Genomic DNA, 16,261 nt, shown 5'->3' with positions numbered 1-16,261 from the left:
TTCGTGCGTCGTGCGCGCGTCGGGTCGTGCTGTGTGCGTGCGCCTCGTGCAGGAAGCGCTTTCCCCCGGTGCAGGGGTGTGCCGGCTCGTGCCGGGTGGTGCGGGGTGGTGCGCGGTCGCGTCGCGGCGGCTCAGCCGGCGTACGGGTCCTGCACCTTGCCCGGGCGGGCCAGGAACTCGAAGTCGCAGCCCGTGTCGGCCTGGGTGATCTGTTCGTTGTAGAGCGCGCCGTAGCCGCGCTCGTACCGGGTGGGCGGCGGCGTCCACCGCGCCCGGCGCCGTTCCAGTTCCTCGTCGCTCACGTCGAGGTGCAGGGACCGCGCCTCGACGTCGAGGGTGATCAGGTCCCCCGTGCGCACGAGCGCGAGGGGGCCGCCGATGTACGACTCGGGCGCCACGTGCAGGACGCACGCGCCGTAACTGGTGCCGCTCATCCGGGCGTCGGAGATCCGGACCATGTCCCGCACGCCCTGCTTGAGCAGGTGGTCGGGGATGGGGAGCATGCCGTACTCCGGCATGCCCGGACCGCCCTTGGGACCGGCGTTGCGCAGCACCAGGACGCTGTCCGCGGTGATGCCGAGCGACGGGTCGTTGATGGTCCGCTGCATCGTCCGGTAGTCGTCGAAGACGACCGCGGGACCGGTGTGCTTGAGCAGGTGCTGCTCGGCGGCGATGTGCTTGATGACCGCGCCGTCCGGGCAGAGGTTGCCGCGCAGCACGGCCACTCCGCCCTCCTTCGCGACCGGGTTGTCCCGGGGCCGGATGACGTCGTCGTGGTGCACCTGCGCGCCGGCGATCTGCTCGCGCAGGGTGTCGTACGAGACCGTCGGCCGGTCCAGGTGGAGCAGGTCCGGGATCCGGGAGAGGAATCCGGGCAGCCCGCCGGCGAAGTGGAAGTCCTCCATGAGGTACTTCTGGCCGCCGGGACGGACGTTGGCGAGGACGGGGACCGTGCGGGCGATGCGGTCGAAGTCGTCGAGGGTGAGCCTGACGCCGGCCCGGCCCGCCATGGCGATCAGGTGGATCACGGCGTTGGTGGAGCCGCCGAGGCCGAGGACCGTGGTGACGGCGTCCTCGAAGGCGTCACGGGTGAGGATGTCGTTCAGCGTCCGGCCCTTGTGGACCAGGTCGACGATGCGCAGGCCCGCCGCGGCGGCCATCCGGTCGTGCCCGGAGTCGACGGCCGGGATGCTGGAGGCGCCCGGGACGGTGACGCCGAGCGCCTCGGCCGCGGCCGTCAGCGTGGACGCCGTTCCCATGGTCATGCAGTGGCCGGGCGAGCGGGCGAGGCCGTTCTCCAGCTCGGCCATCTCGCAGTCGCCGATGAGGCCGGCGCGCTTGTCGTCCCAGTACTTCCACATGTCGGTGCCGGAGCCGAGGACCTCGTTGCGCCAGTGGCCCGGGAGCATGGGTCCGGCGGGCACGAACACGGTCGGCAGGTCGACGCTGGCCGCCCCCATGAGCAGGGCGGGGGTGGTCTTGTCGCAGCCGCCCATCAGGACGGCCCCGTCGACCGGGTACGACCGCAGCAGTTCCTCGGTCTCCATCGCGAGCATGTTGCGGTAGAGCATCGGGGTCGGCTTCTGGAAGGTCTCGCTGAGGGTGGAGACCGGGAACTCCAGCGGGAAGCCGCCCGCCTGCCACACCCCGCGCTTCACGGCCTGGGCGCGGTCGCGCAGGTGGACGTGGCAGGGGTTGATGTCGGACCAGGTGTTGAGGATCGCGATGACCGGCTTGCCGAGGTGCTCCTCGGGCAGGTAGCCGAGCTGGCGGGTGCGGGCACGGTGGCTGAAGGAGCGCAGGCCGTCGGTGCCGTACCACTGGTGGCTCCTGAGCTCCTCGGGGCGCTTCTCGTCGGTCATATGGACCACCCGGCGGCGATGGCGGCGACCTCGGCGCGCTCGTCCTCGGGCAGCGGCCGGCTCGGCGGGCGGACCTCGCGGCGGCACAGTCCGAGGGAGGCGAGGGCCTCCTTGACGACGGTGACGTTGTTGGCGGAGCCGTTGGCGGCGCGCAGCTCCTCGAAGCGGCGGATCTGCTCCCAGACCTTCATGGCGGCCGGGTAGTCGCCGGACCGCAGCGCCTCGATCATGTTCAGCGAGACGGAGGGGGCGACGTTCACCAGGCCGGAGGTGAAGCCGGTGGCGCCCGCGGAGAAGTAGGAGGGGGCGTACGGCTCGGCGAGGCCGGCGACCCAGACGAAGCGCTCCAGCCCGGCGTCGCGGGCGAAGGCGGCGAAGCGGGCGGCGTCCGGGACGGCGTACTTCACGCCGATCACGTTCGGGCAGGCGTCGGCGAGTTCGGCGAGGCGGGTGCCGGCCAGCTGCGGGTTGCGGATGTACGGCACGACGCCCAGCTCGGGCACGGCCTCGGCGATCGCGCGGTGGTAGTCGACCCAGCCGTTCTGCGAGACGTAGGGGTGGACGGGCTGGTGGACCATCACCATCTGCGCGCCCCGCTCACGGGCGTGCCGGGCGGAGGCCACGGCGGTGGGGACGTCGTGTCCGACGCCGACCAGGACCACGGCGCGGTCGCCGGCCTCGTCGATCGTCAGCTCCGTGACCAGGCGGCGCTCCTCGGGGGTGAGGGCGTAGAACTCGCCGGTGTTGCCGTTGGGCGTGAGGGTGGTGATGCCGCCGTCGAGCAGACGGCGCAGCAGGGACCGGTGGGTGTCCTGGTCGACGGAGCCGTCCTCGGCGAAGGGGGTCACCGGGATGGACACGACATCGGCCAGGGCCGCACGTTGGGTCTCGAACGCCACGCTGCTCATTCCTGACCTTCTTCTGCCTGGGCCACTGCCTGGGCCTCGGGGAACGCTCGCTGTACGAACGACGCGATGTGGGAGTGCAGGGCGCGCGCCGCGCCGTCCGCGTCGCCGTCCAGGGCGAGCCGCAGGATCTCCTGGTGCTCGCAGGCCTCCCGCTCCCAGGAGGGCGAGGCGGCCCAGGCCACGGCGGAGACCAGGGCGGCCTGGTCGCGGACCTCGTCGAGCATCCGGCCGAGCAGCGGGTTGCCGCACGGCAGGTACAGGGCGCGGTGGAACTCCCGGTTGGCCAGGGACCGTTCGGCGGTGTCGGTGGCCTGGGCGGCCCGGGCCAGCGCGTCACGGGCGGCGTCGAGGGAGGCCCCGCGGCGCACGGCGCGCTTGAGCGCCTCGGGCTCCAGGAGCAGCCGCACGTCGTAGACCTCGCGCGCCATGTCCGCGTCCACCATGCGCACCGTGACGCCCTTGTACTGGCTCATGACGACCAGTCCGGTGCCGGCGAGGGTCTTGAGCGCCTCGCGCACCGGGGTCTTGGAGACCCCGAACCGTGCGGCGAGCTCGGTCTCGACCAGCGCCTGGCCCGGGGTCAACTGCCCGGTCAGGATGCGGCGTTTGATCTCCTCCAGCACGTACTGCGTGCGGGACGGGATCGGCGTGGGCACAGAGGTCATGCGCGCCTCTCGGATGTCGCGTATCTGATCTCGCGTATCGCGTCTCATATATGACGTACGAAGTACGACGCGTTGAAGGTAGGAGGGGCACTGTGTTTCGTCAATGCTTCTGACAGAGGAAGTTGAGGTTGCGGCGGAACGGGGCCGGTGGTGCGTCAGAGCGGGAGGGTGGTTCCCTCGACGGCGGCACGGGTCGGGCCGCCGAACGCGGCGGCGGCGCGCGAGGCCGCGGAATCCCTGGTCAGCGTGGGTCCGACATGGGTGACGACCAGCTCGCGCACCCCGGCCCTGCGGGCGGTCCCCCCGGCGTCCTCGGGCGTCAGGTGCACCTGTTCGCCTTCGCGATGCGCGTCGATGTCGGCCTCGCACAGGAAGAGGTCCGCCCCCGAGGCGAGTCCGGTCAGCGCGTCGCACGGTCCGCTGTCCCCGGAGTACGCGAGGACGCTCCCCCGGTACTCGGCGCGCAGCCCGTACGCCTCGGTGTCGTGCGTCACCGCGCGCGAGGTGAGCCGGAGGTCCCGGTGCCGGACCGTGTGCCCGTCGTGCAGCGGCCGGAAGTCCAGCACACCGCTCAGGTACCGCACGTCCGGCCGCCCGAAGAAGCCGGCCAGGCGCCGGGCGCAGTCGGCCGGCGCGTACACCGGGACGGGGGCGGGCGGGGTGAGGCCGCCGTACGCGAAGGCGTAGACGGCGGCGAGGAGGTCGGCGCTGTGGTCGGCGTGCAGGTGGGAGATCCAGATCGCCGTGAGCCGCCGCGGATCCGTGTGCCGCCGCAACTCGGCGAACGTTCCCGTCCCGGCGTCCACCCACACCTCGGCGCCCCCGCCGCGCAGCAGATAGCCGGAGCAGGGGCGGTCCGGTCCGGGGTGCGGGGAGGCGGTGCCGAGGACGGTGAGGCTGAGGGGCATGGGGGGAGGGTACGGACCCGGCTCCCCCGGCCGCGCCCCGGTTCCCTCCGTCCGCGGATTCCTCCTCGGGGCGTCTACGGCGTCCAGCCCGGATCACGCCCGCTCAGTCCCAGCGCCCGGTCGAGCAGCGGGGCGTCCTCCGGGACGGGGACGACGGGGCCGAAGATCCCGCCGCCGGACTCCTCGGCGGCCGCCCGCAGGAACGCGTACGACGCCCGCAGCGCCGCCGGGTCGGGCACGTAGTCCTGGCCGGTGGCCCGCGCGAGGTCCCAGCCGTGGACGACCAGCTCGTCGGCGGCCACGGCCCCCGCGACCGCGCCGGGCAGGTCCACGCCTCCCGCACGGGTCGTGCCGGTCCAGGCGTCGGGCTCCCGCCAGACATCGGCGAGTTCGTCGAGGACCTCGGGCAGTTCCTCCCGCCAGCCGGCGCCGATGTCCGGCACGGCGGCGTCCGGGGCGGTGTCCGTGGTGCCGCCCAGCTCCTTGCGCCCGGCGTCACGGAAGGCGACGGCGAGGCCGGTCAGGTGCCCGAGCAGATGACGCACGGCGTACGCCGGGCAGGGCGTGCCGTCCGTGAGCTGGTCGTCCCGCACGCCCTGCGCGAGGCGTGCCGCGATCCGGGCCTGCGGGCCGAGGTCGAAGGTCGTCGTGTCGGTCATGGTCGCTCCTCGGGGCGTGTGGGGCCTTCGAGAGGCAGACCGGTGACGGGCCGCGAACTCATCGCGGGGCGGGTCGCGCCCCGACCTCGCCGGACGCCCGAGCGACAGGTGCCGACGGGTGCCCGCCGCCGTTTCTAGGGCACCTGTCCGATGTCCCGGCCCCTGCCTTAGCCCCACGATGACCGGGCATGACGACGACGAAGACGACCGGGTGGCCCGTGGTGCGCGTCCTGCGCGACCGTGACGCGGCCCTCTGTCTCGCCACGCTCGTGCTCTCCGGCTTCGGCACCTCCGCGCTGTGGCTGGCGTCCGGCGTGTGGGTGAAGGACCTCACCGGCTCGGACGGGCTGGCCGCCCTGTGCGCGCTCGCCCTGTGGGCGCCGACCGCGGCCGGCCCCGTGCTGGGCCCGCTCGCCGACCGCACCCGCCGCAAGCCCTTGTTGATCGGGATCGACCTGCTCCTCGCGGCCCTGCTGCCGGCCCTGCTCGCCGTCGACTCCCCGCGCGGCCTGTGGCTGCTGTTCACGGTGCTGCTGGTGTACGGGACGGCGTCCGTCGTCCACGAGGCGGCCATGTCCGCGCTGGTCGCCACCGCCGTCGCCGACGGTCTCCTCGGTGACTTCAACGGCCTGCGCACGACGGCCCTCGAGGGCATGAAGCTGCTGGCCCCGCTGGCCGGGGCGGGCGTGTACGCGGCCCACGGCGGCCCCGCCGTCGCCCTGCTGGACGCGGCGACCTTCCTGGGCGCGGCCGTGCTGTACGCCTGCGTCCGGGCGCGGGAGAGCAGGCCCGAGCCGCCGACGGCCGGCTGGCGGGAGCGCACGGCGGAGGGCGCCCGGCACGTGTGGCGGAGCCCGCGGACGCGGCCCCTGGTCCTGGCCGGGGGGACCATGATGCTGTTCGCCGGGGTCAACGGCGCGCTGATCTACGCCGTCGTCGAGGGCCTCGGCCACTCCCCCGCGTACACCGGTGTGCTGTACGCCGCCCAGGGCGCCGGGTCCGTCCTGATCGGGCTGCTCACCGGGCCCGCCCTGCGCCGGCTGGGCGAGCGGCGGTTCGCGGCGGCCGGCATCGCCCTCACCGCCACGGCGGTGGCGCTGCGGGCGGTGCCGTCCGACGCGGTGGCCCTGGCGTGCAGCGCGGCGATCGGTGCGGGCCTGCCCTGTGTGCTGATCGCCGCGCTCACCGCCGTCCAGCGCGAGACGCCCCAGCGGCTGCTGGGCCGGGCCACCGCCACCGCCCACACCCTGATGTTCGCGCCCAACGCGGTCGGGCTGGCCGTGGGGGCGGTCCTGGTCGGACTGACCGGCCACCGGCTGCTGCTGGCCGTCCTGGGCGCGTCGCAGCTGGCGGTGCTGGCTCAGAGCGCGCTGAGCCCCTTGCGCACGGCCTCCAGGTCGCCGTCCGACGCCAACCCCGCGTGATAGAGGCGCATGTCCGTGGCTCCCAGCTCACGCGCGCGTGCCGCGTCGGCCGCGAGCGTGCCCGGGCGGCCGCCCATCCCGGAGACCACCCCGAAGTTGGCGGCGATCACCGCGCCCTCCCGGCCCTGCCCGGCGAACGGCGCCAGCAGGTCCGGGCCGCCCGCGCAGGGCACGACCACGCCGTCCGCGACGGACAGGACGTGCCGGGGGTCGACGCCCGGGTTGGCGCCGACGTGGTACGTCACGGGGTCGGCGTGCAGCAGCACCTGGAAGCCCTCGGGGGCGGCCGCGCGGACGGCCGCGACCGCCTCCTCCTGGAGGGTGCGGGCGGTTTCGTCGCGCCACGCGCGCGTGGCCGCCGCCGGCCCCTCGCCGAGGAGCTTCTCGACGCCTTCCCAGGCCCCGTCGTCGGGCGCGCCCCGCCACAGCGGTTCCAGCGCGGTCCGCACGGCCGCGGCCAGCGCGTCGGCGTCCAGGCCCTGCGCGCCGTAGCCCTCCCGGCAGGCCGGGCAGAAGCAGAGCGCCATCAGGTACTGCCCGGCGTCGCCGAGGCCGACGCCGCCGGTCTTGTCGTGGGCGTGCAGGTGCTGGAGGCCGTACCAGCCGAGGGACTCCAGCTCGGTGCCGGCCGCGCCCGGCCGTACGGCGGCCTCGGCGGCCAGGTCGACGAGGTACGCGCGCGTGGCGGGCTGCGCGATGCAGGGGGCCCACGGGTAGCGGTCGCCGTAGGCGTTGACGACCGAGGTGTGCGGGTGTTCGGCGCCCAGGCGGGAGTTGTGGGCGAGGACCACCCAGCTGTGCACCTCCAGGCCCGCCTGCGCGAGGGCCGCGGCGGCCTCGCCGAAGGCGTCGCCGGGGGCCCAGTCCCCGGCCGGGTACGGGCGCAGGGCGCGGCCCGCCCACCGTCCGTCCGCCGGGTACAGCACGGCCGCGTGCTCGGCGGTGACGATGCGGTGGCGGGGGTGGCGCGGGGTGAGGGCGCGGGTGGAGTGGTAGGCGGAGGCGAGGGTCACCTGGTCCACGCCGAGCGCGGCGATGCGGCCCGGTGCCTCCGGGTCCCCGTTGACGTCCCACGGGTAGACGAATGTCGACGCCTTCACTGGTCCTCCGTCGTGTCCTTCGCGAGCAGCGCGTACCCGTGCTCGATCACCTGGGCGAGTTGCTTGACATGATCCTCGCCCGGCTCGTGCAGCGGGGGCCGCACCCCGCCCACGTCCAGTCCGCGCAGCCGTACGCCGGCCTTGACGAGGGAGACGGCGTAGCCGCGGCCCTGGGCGCGCAGTTCGACGAACGGGCGGTAGAAGCCGTCCAGCAGGCGGTGGGCGGTGGTCTCGTCGCCGGTGGCGAGCGCGCGGTGGAAGGCGAGGGCGATCTCGGGGGCGAAGCAGAAGACGGCCGACGAGTAGAGCGCGACGCCGAGGGCGCGGTAGGCGAGCTGGGTCTGTTCGGCGGTCGGCAGGCCGTTGAAGTACAGGAAGTCGCCGGGCGCCTCGGTGCGGACCGCGCTGACGATCCGCTGCATGAGGTCCAGGTCGCCGAGCCCGTCCTTGAGGCCGATGATCCCCTCGGTGCGGGCGAGCCGGACGACGGTCTCCGGGGTGAAGACGGCGTTGTCGCGCTGGTAGACGATCACCGGGAGGCCGGTGGCGGCCGCCACCTCCCGGTAGTGGCGCAGCAGCCCTTCCTGCCCGGCGACGACGAGGTACGGCGGCATCGCGAGCAGCCCGTCCGCGCCGGCCGCGTCCGCGAGGCGGGCGTACCGCACGGCGAGCGCGGTCCCGTACCCGGCGCCCGCGACGACCGGCACCCGGCCGGCGGTCTCCTCGACGGCCGCCCGCACGCACTGCTCGAACTCCTCCGGGGTGAGCGCGTGGAACTCCCCGGTGCCGCAGCACGCGAAGACGGCCGCCGCGCCGGCCTCGACACCGCGGCGGACGTGCGCCCGGTAGGCGTCGAGGTCGGGCGAGCCGTCGGGACCGAAGGCGGTGACGGGGAAGAACAGCGGTCCGCTGGGGACGCGGAGGCGGGCGGCGAGGGGGGCTGACGTCACGGTCTCTCCCTAGGGCTGACACTCACGGCACTCACGTCTCTGATCAGCGTCCATATTTCTGAACAACGTCACCCTAGGGACGCCCTTCCGTGCCGGTCAAGCTCCCCAAACCGCGTCCCACAGGCGAATTCGCCGCCTCCGCACCCCCTTGACGCGGCGCGGCGATGCTCCTTAGCGTGTCCACGCATGTGAATATCGTCCATGCATGCGCTCCGCACCCCGTGTCGACCCGAGGAGACCCGAGCATGCCCGCTCCGCGTACCGTCCTGCTCACCGGCGCCGCCGGTGGTCTCGGCACCCTGATGCGGGACCTGCTCCCCGACTACGGCTACACGCTGCGCCTGCTCGACCTGCGCCCGATCGAGGGCGAGCCCGACGCGATCGTCGCGGACCTCGCCGACAAGGACGCCGTACGGGAGGCCGTACGGGGTGTCGACGCGATCATCCACCTCGCGGGCATCTCCCTGGAAGCCCCCTTCGAGAAGATCCTCAAGGCGAACATCGAGGGCACCTACCACCTGTACGAGGCCGCCCGCGAGGAGGGCGTCGGACGGATCGTCTTCGCCTCCTCCAACCACGCGGTGGGCTTCACGCCCCGCCCGCAGGGCGACACGCCCCTCGATCCGGGCGCGCTGATCCCCGTCGACACCCCGCGCCGCCCCGACACCTTCTACGGCCTGTCCAAGTGCTTCGGCGAGGACCTCGCCCAGCTCTACTGGGACAAGCACGGCCTGGAGACCGTGTCGGTGCGCATCGGCTCCTGCTTCCCCGAGCCGACCAGCGTGCGCATGCTCTCGGTGTGGATGAGCCCGGCCGACGGCGCCCGCCTCTTCCACGCGGCCCTGACCGCCGAGGACGTCGGCCACACCGTCGTCCACGGCTCCTCCGCCAACACCCGGCTGTGGTGGGACCTCACCTCCGCGCGGGCGCTCGGGTACGAACCGCAGGACGACTCCGAGCCGTACGCCGAGAAGCTGATCGCCGAGCAGGGCGAGCTGGACCCCGACAACATCGCGCACGCCCACCTGGGCGGCCACTTCGTCAGCGACCCGCCGATCTGGCCGTACTGACGCGCACCGGCACGCGCGCGAGCGCGTGCCCTCGGGAGGGCGGGCACCGAACGGGCCCGCCCGCCCGCGCGTTCGGGCACCGTTCCCGCCCGAACCCACGCCCGTCGCGACGGCCGCGCAGGTCCGAGGCGGGCACGCCCCGCCGCGAACGGGCGGACCCGGGCAGCATCGGGCCCGCAACAGACCTGGTCAGTGCCGCATCCCCGCTGTAGAACTTCCCCCATGGGCCGCACCGGGCCCGAACGGGCAGGAACGCGAGGTGACGGCATGACCCCGAAGACCGCGGAAGAGCGGCAGCGTGAGATCGTCCGCGCCGCGCGCGCCACCGGATCGGTCGACGTCACCGCGCTCGCCGCCGAACTGGGCGTGGCCAAGGAGACCGTACGGCGGGATCTGCGCGCCCTGGAGGACCACGGACTGGTGCGCCGCACCCACGGCGGCGCCTACCCCGTGGAGAGCGCCGGCTTCGAGACGACGCTCGCCTTCCGCGCCACCAGCCACGTCCCCGAGAAACGCCGGGTCGCGGCCGCGGCGGCCGAACTGCTCGGCGACGCCGAGACGGTCTTCGTCGACGAGGGCTTCACCCCGCAGCTCATCGCCGAGGCGCTGCCCCGGGACCGGCCGCTGACCGTGGTCACCGCCTCCCTGCCGGTCGCGGGCGCCCTCGCCAAGGCCGAGAACACCTCCGTCCTGCTGCTCGGCGGCCGGGTCCGGCCCGGCACGCTGGCGACCGTCGACCACTGGACGACCAAGATGCTGGCCGGCTTCGTCCTCGACCTGGCCTACATCGGCGCCAACGGCATCTCCCGCGACCACGGGCTGACCACGCCCGACCCGGCCGTCGGCGAGGTCAAGGCACAGGCGATGCGGGCCGCGCGCCGCACCGTGTTCGCCGGCGTGCACACCAAGTTCGGAGCGGTCAGCTTCTGCCGCTTCGCCGAGGTCGGCGCACTGGAGGCGATCGTGACGAGCACGCTGCTGCCCTCGGCCGAGGCCCACCGGTACTCGCTGCTGGGTCCGCAGGTCATCCGCGTCTGACCGTCCGGCGCGCCCGCGTCACACGCCCCGGCCTCCGGCCGACACGGCCCGAGGAGGGCTCCCCTCTCCGATCGGTGCCCCTTCTGTCCCCCTGCGTCCCTGTCCCTCCGTCTCCTTGTCCCCCCTGTCCCCTGCCCTCTGTCCTCTTTCCTCACCTCTCCCCAAGTCCAGGAGCGATCCATGCGAACCCAGAGCCGACGACGGCCACCGCGAGCCGCACTCGCCGTGGCCGTCGCAGGGACGCTGCTCGCCCCGCTGCTCTCCGGCTGCTGGGTCGGAGCGGGCGGGGCGGGATCGGGCGGCGATTCGATCAACGTCCTGATGGTCAACAACCCCCAGATGACCGAACTCCAGAAGCTGGCCAAGGCCCACTTCACCCGGGAGACCGGCATCGACGTCAACTTCACCGTCCTGCCCGAGAACGACGTCCGCGACAAGATCAGCCAGGACTTCGCCAACCAGGCCGGCCAGTACGACGTCGCGACCCTGAGCAACTACGAGATACCGATCTACGCCCGCAACGGCTGGCTGCACGAGATGGACACGTACGTCGCCGGGGACCCGGCCTACGACGAGCAGGACGTCCTCGAGCCGATGCGCCGGTCCCTGACCGGCGACGACGGAAAGCTCTACGGCCAGCCCTTCTACGGCGAGTCGTCCTTCCTGATGTACCGCAAGGACGTCTTCGCCGAGCAGGGCCTGACGATGCCCGAGCACCCCACCTGGACCCAGGTGGCCGACCTCGCGGCCGAACTCGACGGCGCCGAACCCGGCATGAAGGGCATCTGCCTGCGCGGGCTGCCCGGCTGGGGCGAGGTCATGGCACCGCTCACGACCGTCGTGAACACCTTCGGCGGCACCTGGTTCGACGAGGACTGGAAGGCGCGGCTGGACTCCCCCGAGTGGAAGAGGGCGACGGAGTTCTACGTCGACCTCGTCCGCGAGCACGGCGAGTCCGGCGCCGCCCAGTCCGGCTTCGCCGAGTGCCTCAACAACATGACCCAGGGCAAGGTCGCCATGTGGTACGACGCCACCTCCGCCGCCGGCTCCCTGGAGGCGGCGGAGTCCCCGGTCAAGGGCAAGGTGGGGTACGCCCCCGCCCCCGTCGAGAAGACCGACTCCTCCGGCTGGCTCTACACCTGGGCCTGGGGCATCCAGAAGGCCTCCCGCAACAGCGACAAGGCCTGGAAGTTCGTCTCCTGGGCGTCGGGCAAGGAGTACGAGCGGCTCGTCGGCGAGGAGATCGGCTGGTCGAACGTCCCCGCCGGAAAACGCGCGTCGACGTACGCGAACACGGCGTACACGCAGGAGGCCGCCGCCTTCCAGGAGATGACGAAGGCGGCGATCGAGGGGGCCAGGCCCGACGACCCGGGGGTGCAGCCGCGCCCGGCCCCCGGCATCCAGTTCGTCGGCATCCCCGAGTTCACCGACCTCGGCACCAAGGTCTCCCAGGAGATCAGCGCGGCCATCGCCGGACGCCAGTCCGTCGCGTCGGCCCTGAAGAAGTCCCAGCAGCTCGCCGAGCGGATCTCCGAGGAGTACGAGGGACGATGACCGCCACCACGACGGCCCCCGTGGCCACCACCCCCGTCCACGCCCCCCGGCAGCCGTCCGCCCGGCTGCGCGCCTGGGCCACCCGCGCCCCGCTGCTCCCCGCCCTCGTCTTCATGGTCGCCGTGACCCAGCTGCCGTTCGTGGCCACCCTGGTGATCTCCTTCTTCGACTGGAACTCCCTGTACCCGGACGCCCGCCGGTTCGCCGGCGTCGACAACTACCGGGAGGTCCTCACCGACGCCGACCTGCGCCACTCGGTGTGGACGACCGTGCTCCTGACCGTCGCGGTGGTCCTGGCCAGCCTGGTCCTCGGCCTGCTGCTCGCGCTGCTGCTGGACCGCCGGTTCCGCGGCCGGGGCGTGGTGCGCACCCTGCTGATCGCCCCGTTCCTGGTGGTGCCCGTGGCCGCCGCCCTGCTCTGGAAACACGTGCTCTACAACCCCGAGTACGGCCTGTTCAACGGGCTGTTGCACTACGTGGGCGGCCCACAGCCGGACTGGATCTCCCGGACCCCGCTGCTCGCGGTGGAGGCCTCCCTCGTCTGGCAGTGGACCCCGTTCATGATGCTGATCCTGCTGGCCGGCCTGCAGAGCCGCGACCACGAGCAGATCGAGGCCGCCCGCGTCGACGGCGCGAGCGACTGGCAGATCTTCCGCCACCTCACCCTCCCGCACCTGCGCCGCTACCTCGAACTCGGCGCCCTGCTCGGGTCGATCTACATCGTCCAGAACTTCGACGCGGTCTTCACGATCACGTCCGGCGGCCTCGGCACCGCCAACCTCCCCTACACCGTCTACCAGAGCTTCTACCAGGCCCACGAGAACGGCCTCGCCTCGGCCGCGGGCGTGCTCGTGGTCATCGGCTCGATCGTCATCGCGACCTTCGCACTGCGCGTGGTGTCGTCCCTGTTCCGCGAGGAGGTGTCGCGCGCATGAGCGCAGTGGCCGTACGGCTTCGCAGCCGCCGCAAGGGAGCCGGCCTCGGCCTGGTGGCCTGGCTGCTCGGGATCGTGTTCTTCCTGCCGATCGCGTGGATGGCCCTGACGTCCTTCCACTCCGAGGCGGACGCGGCGACCAACCCGCCGTCCTTCGCCGCCTCGCTGACGCTCGACGGCTACCGCGAGTTCTTCGGCGCGGGCGGCGGGGCGAGCCCCTGGCCGGCACTGGTCAACTCGACCGTGGCGTCGGTGGCCTCGACGCTGTTCGTCCTGGTCCTCGCCCTGCCGGCGGCGTACGCCCTGTCGATCCGCCGCGTGCGGAAGTGGACGGACGTCCTGTTCTTCTTCCTGTCGACGAAGATGCTGCCGGCCGTGGCGGGCCTGTTGCCGCTCTACCTGTTCGCGAAGAACGCCGGCATGCTCGACAACATCTGGCTGCTGGTCGTCCTCTACACCGCCATGAACCTGCCGATCGCGGTGTGGATGATGCAGTCCTTCCTGGCCGAGATCCCGGTCGCGGTGATCGAGGCCGCGCGGGTGGACGGCGCGAGGCTGCCGACGATCCTCGCGCGCGTGGTCGCCCCCATCGCGCTCCCCGGCATCGCGGCGACGGCCCTGATCTGCTTCATCTTCAGCTGGAACGAGCTGCTGTTCGCGAGGGTGCTGACCGGCGTGGTCGCCGAGACCGCCCCCGTCTTCCTGACCGGTTTCATCACCAGCCAGGGCCTGTTCCTGGCGAAGGTGTGCGCCGCGTCGCTCGTCATCTCCCTGCCGGTGCTCGCCGCGGGGTTCGCCGCCCAGGACAAGCTGGTCCAGGGCCTGTCGTTGGGAGCCGTGAAATGAAGGCCGCCGTCATCGAGTCCGTGGGCAAGGCCGTCGTCGCCGAGGTCCCGGACCCGACGCCCGGGCCGCGCGAGGTCGTCGTCGAGGTCGCCGCGTGCGGCCTGTGCGGGACCGACCTGCACATCCTCCAGGGGGAGTTCGCGCCCGAGCTGCCGATCGTGCCGGGGCACGAGTTCGCGGGCGAGGTGGTCGGGACCGGCTCCCGGGTGACGGAGCTGGCGGTGGGCGACCGGGTGGCCGTCGACCCCTCCCTGTACTGCTACGAGTGCCGCTACTGCCGCACCGGCCACAACAACCTCTGCGAACGGTGGGCGGCGATCGGCGTGACGACGGCGGGGGGCGCGGCACAGTTCGCCGTGGCCCCGGTCGCCAACTGCGTGAAGCTCCCGGACCACGTGCGCACCGAGGACGCGGCGCTGGTCGAACCCCTGTCGTGCGCGGTGCGCGGTTACGACGTCCTGCGGTCCCGCCTCGGCGCCCACGTCCTGATCTACGGCTCCGGCACGATGGGCCTGATGATGCTGGAGCTCGCCAAGCGGACGGGTGCGGCGAGCGTGGACGTGGTCGACGTGAACCCGGCCCGTCTGGAGACGGCCCGCCGGCTCGGCGTCTCCGCGTCCGCGGCGAACGCGGACGAGCTGGACCGGCCGCAGGGCTGGGACCTCGTCGTCGACGCGACCGGCAACGCGGCGGCGATCCAGGACGGCCTGGACCGGGTGGCGAAGGCCGGCACCTTCCTCCAGTTCGGGGTGGCGGACTACGCGACGCGGGTGACGATCGACCCGTACCGCGTCTACAACCAGGAGATCACCATCACGGGCTCCATGGCCGTCCTGCACAGCTTCGAACGCGCGGCGGAGCTGTTCGCGGGCGGCGTCCTCGACCCGGAGGTCTTCATCAGCGACCGTCTGCCCCTGGAGCGTTATCCGCAGGCGCTGGAGCAGTTCGCGGCGGGGGTGGGCAGGAAGATCGTGGTCGTCCCGTAGGCCGTGTGCCGCCCGGGGTCCGTTCGGCCCCGGGTAAGGGAACGGCAAAACGCCCCCGCTCGTTCACCAGGCATGACAGCTATGACCCCCGGCTCGAACATCCCTCTTCCCGTCGCCCGCGTGACGGTGGACGTCGCCGCGCCCGTGCGGCTCGACGTATCGGGCCTGCTGCTCACCGCCGACGGCAAGGTGCGCTCCGACGACGACTTCATCTTCTACAACCAGCCGAGCGGCCCGGGCGTGACGTACCGCTCGGGCGGCGGCGCCGCCCCCGACGCCATCACGGTCGACACCACCGCCCTCCCCCCGGGCATCGAGAAGATCGTCGTCACCGCCAGCCCCGACGCCGCCGGCCAGACCTTCCAGGGCGTCGAGCCCACGGCCACCCTGCGCGACGCGGACGACAACGGCGTCCTGGCCACCTTCACTCCCCCGCGGCTCGGCACCGAGACGGCACTGGTGGTCATGGAGATCTACCTGCGCAACGGCCAGTGGAAGGCCCGCGCGGTCGGCCAGGGCTACGCCGACGGCCTGGCGGGCATCGCCACCGACTTCGGCGTCACGGTGGAGGAGCCCGCCCCGGCCCCGGCCCGGCCCGTGACCCCGCCCGCGCCGCCCGCGCCCCCCGCGCAGCCGCCGGCGCCCCCGCTGTCCGCCCCGGCCGCTCCTCCGGCCCCGCCCGCGCCGCCCGCCCCGCCGGCCCCCGGCACGGGGAAGATCAACCTCGACAAGGGCCGCGTCAGCCTCCAGAAGAACCAGACCGTCTCCCTCGTGAAGGGCGGCCGCCCGCTGCTCTCGCAGGTCAAGATGGGCCTCGGCTGGGAGCCGGCGTACCGCGGCAAGGACATCGACCTGGACGCCTCGGTCATCGCCTACGGCCCGCAGCGCAACCACATCGACAGCTGCTACTTCGGCAAGCTGTCCATCGTGAACGGCGCGATCAAGCACTCCGGCGACAACCTCACGGGCGAGGGCGGCGGCGACGACGAGGTGATCGTCGTCGACCTCGGCCGTCTCCCGCAGGAGGTCACGGGCCTGGTCTTCACCGTCAACTCCTTCTCCGGCCAGAAGTTCACCGAGGTCGCCAAGGCCTACTGCCGCCTCCTGGACGGGCTGACCGGCGAGGAACTCGTGCGCTTCGACCTCACCGGCGCCGAGCCGCAGACGGGCGTGATGATGGCCAAGCTGATCCGCCAGTACTCCGGTGAGTGGGAGATGACGGCGATGGGCGACTTCGTGAAGGCGCGGACCGTCCGGAACATGGTGAAGCCGGCGGCCCAGGCGCTCTGAGCGGCGGGCCGTACGACCCGTGCGGGCGCCCCGCCCCGGCCGCCGGGGCGGGGCGCCCACCGCCGTT

At 73.0% G+C, this 16,261-nt stretch carries 15 protein-coding genes; 8 read left to right on the top strand and 7 right to left on the bottom strand.

Going from position 1 to position 16,261, the window contains the following annotated elements; genetic code table 11:
* Positions 1-131: 131 nt before the first annotated feature.
* From araD to ACH4F6_RS26190, 5 genes are all read right to left on the bottom strand, one after another.
* Entirely contained in the window at positions 132-1,862 is a 1,731-nt protein-coding gene (araD, locus tag ACH4F6_RS26210) for an L-arabinonate dehydratase (RefSeq protein ID WP_397962778.1), read from the bottom strand.
* The gene (locus ACH4F6_RS26205; RefSeq protein ID WP_397962777.1) at positions 1,859-2,770 is read right to left on the bottom strand and encodes a dihydrodipicolinate synthase family protein; all 912 of its coding nucleotides are present in this window, start codon (positions 2,768-2,770) and stop codon (positions 1,859-1,861) included. The genes araD and ACH4F6_RS26205 overlap by 4 nt, the downstream gene beginning before the upstream one ends.
* The gene (locus ACH4F6_RS26200; protein WP_397962776.1) at positions 2,767-3,435 is read right to left on the bottom strand and encodes a GntR family transcriptional regulator; all 669 of its coding nucleotides are present in this window, start codon (positions 3,433-3,435) and stop codon (positions 2,767-2,769) included. Before ACH4F6_RS26200 ends, ACH4F6_RS26205 begins: the two co-directional genes overlap by 4 nt.
* Before the next feature lie 155 nt (positions 3,436-3,590).
* Positions 3,591-4,343: an MBL fold metallo-hydrolase gene (locus ACH4F6_RS26195; protein WP_397962775.1), complete on the bottom strand. Its 753-nt coding sequence runs from the start codon at positions 4,341-4,343 to the stop codon at positions 3,591-3,593.
* A gap of 74 nt (positions 4,344-4,417) precedes the next feature.
* Positions 4,418-5,002: a TIGR03086 family metal-binding protein gene (locus tag ACH4F6_RS26190; RefSeq protein WP_397962774.1), complete on the bottom strand. Its 585-nt coding sequence runs from the start codon at positions 5,000-5,002 to the stop codon at positions 4,418-4,420.
* A 188-nt stretch (positions 5,003-5,190) separates the two neighbouring features.
* On the opposite strand from ACH4F6_RS26190, the gene ACH4F6_RS26185 reads away from it, so the two are divergent.
* On the top strand, positions 5,191-6,426 hold the full coding sequence (locus tag ACH4F6_RS26185) for an MFS transporter (protein WP_397962773.1): 1,236 nt from the start codon (positions 5,191-5,193) through the stop codon (positions 6,424-6,426).
* On the opposite strand, the gene ACH4F6_RS26180 is transcribed toward ACH4F6_RS26185, so the two are convergent.
* Both ACH4F6_RS26180 and ACH4F6_RS26175 read right to left on the bottom strand, forming a co-directional pair.
* Positions 6,363-7,526, bottom strand: a complete 1,164-nt coding sequence (locus ACH4F6_RS26180; protein ID WP_397962772.1) for a hypothetical protein — start codon at positions 7,524-7,526, stop codon at positions 6,363-6,365. The genes ACH4F6_RS26185 and ACH4F6_RS26180 overlap by 64 nt on opposite strands.
* A complete protein-coding gene (locus ACH4F6_RS26175; RefSeq protein ID WP_397962771.1) occupies positions 7,523-8,476 on the bottom strand; it encodes a 5-dehydro-4-deoxyglucarate dehydratase in 954 nt (317 codons plus the stop codon). Before ACH4F6_RS26175 ends, ACH4F6_RS26180 begins: the two co-directional genes overlap by 4 nt.
* Before the next feature lie 245 nt (positions 8,477-8,721).
* Here ACH4F6_RS26175 and ACH4F6_RS26170 point away from each other — a divergent pair, with 245 nt between their 5' ends.
* From ACH4F6_RS26170 to ACH4F6_RS26140, 7 genes are all read left to right on the top strand, one after another.
* A complete protein-coding gene (locus ACH4F6_RS26170) occupies positions 8,722-9,546 on the top strand; it encodes an NAD-dependent epimerase/dehydratase family protein (RefSeq protein ID WP_397962770.1) in 825 nt (274 codons plus the stop codon).
* A 267-nt stretch (positions 9,547-9,813) separates the two neighbouring features.
* The gene (locus tag ACH4F6_RS26165; protein ID WP_397962769.1) at positions 9,814-10,584 is read left to right on the top strand and encodes a DeoR/GlpR family DNA-binding transcription regulator; all 771 of its coding nucleotides are present in this window, start codon (positions 9,814-9,816) and stop codon (positions 10,582-10,584) included.
* Positions 10,585-10,764: 180 nt separating this feature from the next.
* A complete protein-coding gene (locus tag ACH4F6_RS26160; RefSeq protein ID WP_397962768.1) occupies positions 10,765-12,138 on the top strand; it encodes an ABC transporter substrate-binding protein in 1,374 nt (457 codons plus the stop codon).
* Positions 12,135-13,073: a carbohydrate ABC transporter permease gene (locus ACH4F6_RS26155; protein ID WP_397962767.1), complete on the top strand. Its 939-nt coding sequence runs from the start codon at positions 12,135-12,137 to the stop codon at positions 13,071-13,073. The genes ACH4F6_RS26160 and ACH4F6_RS26155 overlap by 4 nt, the downstream gene beginning before the upstream one ends.
* Positions 13,070-13,918, top strand: coding sequence for a carbohydrate ABC transporter permease (locus ACH4F6_RS26150; RefSeq protein ID WP_397962766.1), 849 nt, complete (start codon positions 13,070-13,072; stop codon positions 13,916-13,918). The genes ACH4F6_RS26155 and ACH4F6_RS26150 overlap by 4 nt, the downstream gene beginning before the upstream one ends.
* Positions 13,915-14,904: a zinc-dependent alcohol dehydrogenase family protein gene (locus tag ACH4F6_RS26145; protein ID WP_397962765.1), complete on the top strand. Its 990-nt coding sequence runs from the start codon at positions 13,915-13,917 to the stop codon at positions 14,902-14,904. Before ACH4F6_RS26150 ends, ACH4F6_RS26145 begins: the two co-directional genes overlap by 4 nt.
* Positions 14,905-14,985: 81 nt before the next feature.
* Positions 14,986-16,194: a TerD family protein gene (locus ACH4F6_RS26140; protein ID WP_397962885.1), complete on the top strand. Its 1,209-nt coding sequence runs from the start codon at positions 14,986-14,988 to the stop codon at positions 16,192-16,194.
* Positions 16,195-16,261: the final 67 nt, after the last annotated feature.

Source organism: Streptomyces sp. NPDC017936 (assembly GCF_044328485.1).
Lineage (GTDB): Bacteria > Actinomycetota > Actinomycetes > Streptomycetales > Streptomycetaceae > Streptomyces.
This window is presented reverse-complemented; position numbering and strand designations above follow the sequence as displayed.